Consider the following 6,319-nt stretch of genomic DNA (forward strand, 5'->3'; position numbering starts at 1 on the left):
GTGCACAAACTTTATTTTTGCTTCGCCGCCAGTGCCTGTGCGCAGGCCCAGGCAGAACTCCAGGCCCATTGGAAGTTATAACCCCCTAACCAGCCAGTCACATCAACCACTTCACCAATAAAGTACAACCCAGGCACTTTATGGGCCTCCATGGTTTTGGAGGAGAGCTCTTGGGTATCGACGCCACCGATCGTGACCTCAGCGGTGCGGTAACCTTCTGTTCCATTAGGTTGTACCCGCCACTGTTGTAGGTTTGCCACCAACGCAGCCTGCTGCGGTGTATTTAATTGCTTCAAAGTAACATCAGGCAGTTGCTCCAGCGTCTGTAGGCATTCCACCAACCGCTTAGGTAACAGTTGAGCCAGCGTGTTCTTCAACGTCTGATTGGGATGAGCTTGCCGCTCATTGTTCAGAAATGCGTCTAAATCAGTATCAGGAAGTAAGTTAATGCTCACATACTCGCCAGCCTGCCAATAGCTTGAAAGTTGTAAAATTGCCGGGCCAGAAAGACCACGATGGGTAAATAAAATACTCTCACGAAAACTGACACCATTCTCTGCCGTCACCACCGCTGGGACTGAAACACCTGAGAGGGTTTGCAGATGATCTAACAAAGGCTTATGCAACGTGAAAGGAACCAGTGCTGCGCGGGTCGGCAATACTTTCAAACCAAACTGTTCTGCCAACTTATAGCCGAAGGGGGAAGCACCCAATCCTGGCATAGATAGCCCACCTGAAGCCACCACAAGTGAGTGAGTGCTTACTTTTAAATCATTAACCTGCAACGCGAAACCCGTCTCGGTTTTTTCTACTGACAGCACATCGCTGCGCAGTCGAATTGTGACTTGCCCCAATTCGCACTCTTTCAGTAAAAGCTCAACCACTTGTTGGGCTGAATCATCGCAAAACAGTTGCCCTAGCGTTTTTTCATGCCAGGCGATGTTATAGCGATTCACCAGGTCAATGAAATCCCATTGGGTGTAACGTGCTAAAGCAGATTTACAGAAATGAGGGTTTTGTGAGAGGTAAGCTGCGGGTTCGACAAACATATTGGTAAAGTTACAGCGGCCACCACCGGACATCAGGATCTTACGCCCGGCTTTTTTGCCATTATCCACCAAGAGCACCCGGCACCCGGCTTGCCCGGCCTGAGCCGCACAAAACAGGCCCGCAGCACCTGCGCCTATCACTACCACATCAAACTGTTCCACACTGGGCCTCACTGAGTAAAATCATCATCACTGCAAATTGTCCATTTTCTCGCCAAACTGCATGCTATTTGTTCATTCAACCGACAAATTAGCGGCGGGAGATTGTAAGTCGCCCACTCTCAGGAAGCTATAGTAAGAAAATGTCTCATAGAGTAAAACTAAGTAACCTGCTGATATAACATGCATATGTTGTGCAAAAAGACGAATTCATCTGCGGTCATGTCAAAAAAAGGTCATATTTTCCTTTTCCCCACCCCCCATTGTCACTGATAATGCGCCGCGTTCATGTCCACAAACTGGCGTAACGCTTATGCTACATCTTTTCGCTGGCCTGGATTTCCATACCGGCCTAATGTTAGTTCTTGCTTTGTTGTTTGTGCTGTTTTACGAAGCCATCAATGGTTTTCATGACACAGCCAATGCGGTTGCAACCGTAATATATACCCGCGCCATGCGTTCACAGGTGGCTGTCGTGATGGCAGGGGTGTTTAACTTCCTCGGCGTGATGCTGGGTGGTTTGAGCGTGGCTTATGCCATTGTTCACTTACTGCCTACTGATCTGCTGTTAAATGTTAGTTCGGCACATGGGTTGGCGATGGTCTTCTCTATGCTGCTGGCGGCGATCATCTGGAATTTGGGCACCTGGTATTTCGGTATCCCAGCCTCCAGTTCGCATACGCTGATTGGTGCAATCATCGGTATTGGTTTAACCAATGCATTAATGACCAGTACATCTGTGGTAGATGCACTGAACGTTCCTAAGATGATTCAAATCTTCCTGTCATTAATCTTATCCCCGATTGTGGGTCTGGTTATTGCCGGTTTGATGGTGTTCCTGTTACGTCGTTACTGGAACGGAACCAAGAAGCAGCAACGTATTCACCTGACACCTGCTGAACGTGAAAAGAAAGACGGTAAACGTAAACCGCCATTCTGGACCCGTACAGCCCTGATCCTATCGGCTATTGGTGTGAGTTTCTCTCACGGCGCTAACGATGGTCAGAAAGGGATTGGCTTGATCATGCTGGTATTAATTGGCGTGGCTCCGGCTGGGTTTGTCGTGAATATGAATGCAACAGGCTATGATATTGCCCGCACCCGCGATGCAGTGACTCATCTGCAACAATATTATCAGCAGCATGTTGAAGCATTGCCTCATGCTGTCGCGCTGAAGCCACTGGTACCGACACCAGATACATTGCCAAACACCCCAGAACAGTTCCACTGTGATAGTTCACGCGCCATGATAGCGATTGATCATGCACAGACGCTGTTAGCGAATCTGCAAAGCTATGACGACCTGACGGTCGATCAACGTAGCCATATGCGCCGCTTACTGATGTGTGTTGCTGAGACCGCTGGGACTGTTGCCAAACTGCCAGAAACCAGTGCTCAAGACCGCCGTTTCCTCAATAATCTGCGTACAGATTTGTTAGAAACTGTGGAATACGCACCAACCTGGATTATCGTTGCCGTCGCTCTGGCCCTGTCTTTGGGTACCATGGTTGGCTGGAAACGTGTTGCAGTGACTATCGGTGAGAAAATCGGTAAGAAAGGCATGACCTACGCACAAGGGGTTTCTGCCCAGATGACTGCGGCGGTTTCCATCGGTATTGCGAGTTATACCGGTATGCCAGTATCGACAACTCAAGTGCTCTCATCAGCGGTTGCCGGCACCATGTTGGTGGATGGCGGTGGTGTGCAGAGTAAGACGGTGAAGAACATTATGTTGGCGTGGGTCTTGACCTTGCCAATCTCAATTCTTCTTTCCGGCGGGTTGTACTGGATAGCGTTGAAGTTTATCTAAATCCAGCGAAATAGTTATACTCGAATTTGAGCGCACTCGAATTTGAGCAAAGTAAAAGGCGGCCTTATTGGTCGCCTTTTTACCTGTTTTTATGCCAAAAGTTCATACTAATACCACAACATTAAGCCCACCAGACTGACCACAACCAAACCACATAATGCGCTGGTCAGGATAAACTGCCCACGTAGCCGCTCACAACGGCGAATAAATTCCGGGTCATGATGATCAAGATAACGTTGAGCAAAGATATAACCGACTAATCTAATCTGTTTGCTCGGCTGACCGTGGGAGGTAAAAAATCCACCGCCATCAACATACTGATACAGCAACGGGTCGCAACCACGTAATACCACTAACAAAGCACGCAGAGATGAATAATAACGTGCCATATTAATCACACATACCACACACAAAGCCCAAAAAAGCGCGACGGTACTGATCATAATCATCCTCCCAGCGATATCACACGCATCAGATCCATTCCCCTGAACCCCTTGCGCCATCGCTCACTCTAGCCGATACAAACACCCCCAGGGCCTCAAAAACTCCCCCCTATCGTTCGCTCACTGATTGTGGTTCGAACTGTTATTGACTCGACGCACTATCTGAACGTGTTGGACTCCCTTTAAGAGTGTAGGAAATGAAATGAGAAATAGCCTGATAATCTCTAAATTAAGCCAAATTGGGTGTTTGTTAAGTATCGATTAGTATTAACTTATAACGAACTTTGTACCCCATAAAAGTCTTACTACACCCTAAAACATTGCCTAAATATTAATCTTTCTTAACTGATTTATATAAATCAAATCGCCATTATTTTTAGGTTATATTTGCATCACAAATATGAAATTACCCATATCATACTATCTGAACAGCGCTATACTTAAGACAATGATCTGCTTTAAATTTAATCACCGCGACAATACATTCGGGCCATGCGTGGTAGAATTTCGTTCGTGTCTGGTGTAAAAAGAGATACGCTGACTTTAGTGATCATCATCAAAACAGTGTGTTGTGATCCGTGAAACACTTCAGTTAAGGGTCATAATGGTACTATGTCGATATCGCGTTAGCACCCGTTCAACAGGTTGAATGTTTGCTTACCCATTAATTAACATTATGGAAGGAGTTTACTTATGGCTTACAAACACATTCTGATTGCGGTTGACCTATCTCCGGAAAGTAAGGTGTTGGTGGAAAAAGCGGTCTCAATGGCCAGACCGTACAATGCCAAAGTTTCCCTGATCCATGTTGATGTAAACTATTCAGATCTCTATACCGGCCTGATCGACGTTAATCTTGGCGATATGCAGAAACGCATTTCTGAAGAAACACACAATGCGTTGACCGAGCTTTCTCAAAATGCAGGCTATCCAATTGAACAAACGCTGAGCGGTAGTGGTGATTTGGGTCAGGTACTGGTTGATGCCATTAAGAAATACGATATGGACTTGGTATTATGTGGCCATCATCAGGATTTCTGGAGCAAGTTGATGTCTTCAGCACGCCAACTGATCAACACTGTACATGTCGATATGCTCATCGTACCACTGCGCGATGATGAAAATGGTGAAGACGATTAAGCTACATAAATCACATTAGCTTAGCATCATCTCCTCTCACGCCCGCCATTAGCGGGCGTTTTTTATGCTGAATTTCGCGCCCACCCTATATTTCCACACATTAATAACCCTGCTAAGTTTTTAGCAAAATCCCTTGCGGCATGAATATAAACCAGTGATATAGTCGAGGATGCACAACATCGTCTCCTCACTATTTTGGATAATAATAATAGGCTGCAAAAATCTGTCAGGAGAGTCTTAATTGGTACAAGGAATTATTAGTGATGAATGCTTTAACCTCTCTGGAGTCATTTTTAGAATCTTTACAACAACGTGATGCCAACCAACCAGAATATCTCCAAGCCGTACGTGAAGTTTTCACGTCACTTTGGCCCTTTCTGGAGCAAAACCCCCATTACCGTGAACAGAGCCTACTGGAACGTTTAGTCGAACCAGAGCGAGTGATTCAATTTCGCGTGGCATGGACTGACGACCAAGGTAAAGTCCAGGTGAACCGCGCATGGCGCGTTCAGTTTAATTCAGCGATTGGCCCCTATAAGGGCGGGATGCGTTTCCATCCATCGGTAAACTTATCCATCCTTAAGTTCCTGGGTTTTGAACAGACCTTTAAAAATGCCCTGACAACACTGCCAATGGGCGGGGGCAAAGGCGGCTCTGATTTTAATCCGAAAGGGAAAAGTCAGGCTGAAGTCATGCGCTTTTGTCAGGCACTGATGACCGAGCTTTACCGTCACCTTGGCCCGGATACTGATGTTCCCGCGGGTGACATTGGTGTTGGCGGCCGTGAAGTGGCCTTTATGTCCGGCATGATGAAAAAACTGTCTAATAACACCGCCTGTGTTTTCACCGGTAAAGGGCTTTCCTTCGGCGGTAGCCTGATTCGCCCGGAAGCCACCGGTTATGGTTTAGTGTATTTCACCGACGCCATGCTAAAACGCCACGGTTTAGGTTTTGAAGGTAGAAAAGTTTCTGTTTCCGGTGCCGGTAACGTAGCTCAATACACGATTGAAAAAGCCATGGAATTGGGCGCCAAAGTCATTACTGCTTCTGATTCAGGTGGCACTGTAGTTGATGAAGCCGGTTTCACACCAGAAAAACTGGCTCATTTGGCGGAGATTAAAAACAAACGTTATGGCCGTATTGAAGATTATGCGCGCGAACGTAATCTGGTTTATTTAGCCGACCAACAACCGTGGAACGTGCCGGTTGATATCGCCCTGCCTTGTGCAACACAAAACGAGCTGGATTTGCCTGCCGCCCGTCAGCTCATTGCCAATGGGGTTAAAGCCGTTGCCGAAGGCGCCAATATGCCAACAACCATTCAGGCAACCGATGCTTTCCTCGATGCCGGTGTGCTGTTTGCACCGGGTAAAGCGGCCAATGCCGGTGGGGTTGCAACCTCTGGCCTGGAAATGGCACAGAATGCGGCTCGCCTGAGTTGGAAGTCAGAGAAAGTTGATGTTCGTTTGCACCACATCATGCTGGATATTCACCAATCTTGTGTCGAATATGGCGGAGAAGGTAAGCAAACCCACTATGTTCATGGCGCTAATATTGCCGCCTTTGTCAAAGTGGCCGATGCCATGCTGGCCCAAGGCGTGCTGTAAGTAATAAAACGCCCATATTCTTTGAGATAAATATTGATAAGAATATGGGCTATTTATATCCAATCATATTCACCACTCGCATTTATATACGCTAATCTATTCATATTAAAG

Annotated in this window: 5 protein-coding genes; 3 read left to right on the plus strand and 2 right to left on the minus strand. The window is 46.7% G+C overall.

Features of this window, described 5'->3' with window-relative positions:
• Positions 1-11 precede the first annotated feature (11 nt).
• Positions 12-1,211: a BaiN/RdsA family NAD(P)/FAD-dependent oxidoreductase gene (locus HU019_RS13415; RefSeq protein ID WP_174848000.1), complete on the minus strand. Its 1,200-nt coding sequence runs from the start codon at positions 1,209-1,211 to the stop codon at positions 12-14.
• Between the two features lie 310 nt (positions 1,212-1,521).
• Here HU019_RS13415 and pitA point away from each other — a divergent pair, with 310 nt between their 5' ends.
• Positions 1,522-3,018 carry an inorganic phosphate transporter PitA gene (gene pitA, locus HU019_RS13420; RefSeq protein ID WP_174848001.1) on the plus strand — a complete coding sequence of 499 codons (1,497 nt, stop codon included), beginning with the start codon at positions 1,522-1,524 and terminating at the stop codon, positions 3,016-3,018.
• A gap of 107 nt (positions 3,019-3,125) precedes the next feature.
• Here the strand turns inward: pitA and uspB are convergent, their stop codons facing one another.
• A complete protein-coding gene (gene uspB, locus HU019_RS13425) occupies positions 3,126-3,461 on the minus strand; it encodes a universal stress protein UspB (protein WP_005187112.1) in 336 nt (111 codons plus the stop codon).
• A 693-nt stretch (positions 3,462-4,154) separates the two neighbouring features.
• On the opposite strand from uspB, the gene uspA reads away from it, so the two are divergent.
• A complete protein-coding gene (gene uspA / locus HU019_RS13430) occupies positions 4,155-4,601 on the plus strand; it encodes a universal stress protein UspA (protein ID WP_005157389.1) in 447 nt (148 codons plus the stop codon).
• A 263-nt stretch (positions 4,602-4,864) separates the two neighbouring features.
• The gene (gene gdhA, locus HU019_RS13435; protein WP_050076668.1) at positions 4,865-6,208 is read left to right on the plus strand and encodes an NADP-specific glutamate dehydrogenase; all 1,344 of its coding nucleotides are present in this window, start codon (positions 4,865-4,867) and stop codon (positions 6,206-6,208) included.
• The last annotated feature ends 111 nt before the right edge of the window (positions 6,209-6,319 follow it).

The organism is Yersinia artesiana, from assembly GCF_902726545.1.
Classification (GTDB): domain Bacteria; phylum Pseudomonadota; class Gammaproteobacteria; order Enterobacterales; family Enterobacteriaceae; genus Yersinia; species Yersinia artesiana.

What these genes read in the sequence shown, in the direction of transcription:
- pitA (WP_174848001.1), top strand. Translation starts at nt 1,522, where the DNA reads ATGCTACATCTTTTCGCTGGCCTGGATTTCCATACCGGCCTAATGTTA.
- uspB (WP_005187112.1), bottom strand. Translation starts at nt 3,461, where the DNA reads ATGATCAGTACCGTCGCGCTTTTTTGGGCTTTGTGTGTGGTATGTGTG.
- uspA (WP_005157389.1), top strand. Translation starts at nt 4,155, where the DNA reads ATGGCTTACAAACACATTCTGATTGCGGTTGACCTATCTCCGGAAAGT.
- gdhA (WP_050076668.1), top strand. Translation starts at nt 4,865, where the DNA reads ATGAATGCTTTAACCTCTCTGGAGTCATTTTTAGAATCTTTACAACAA.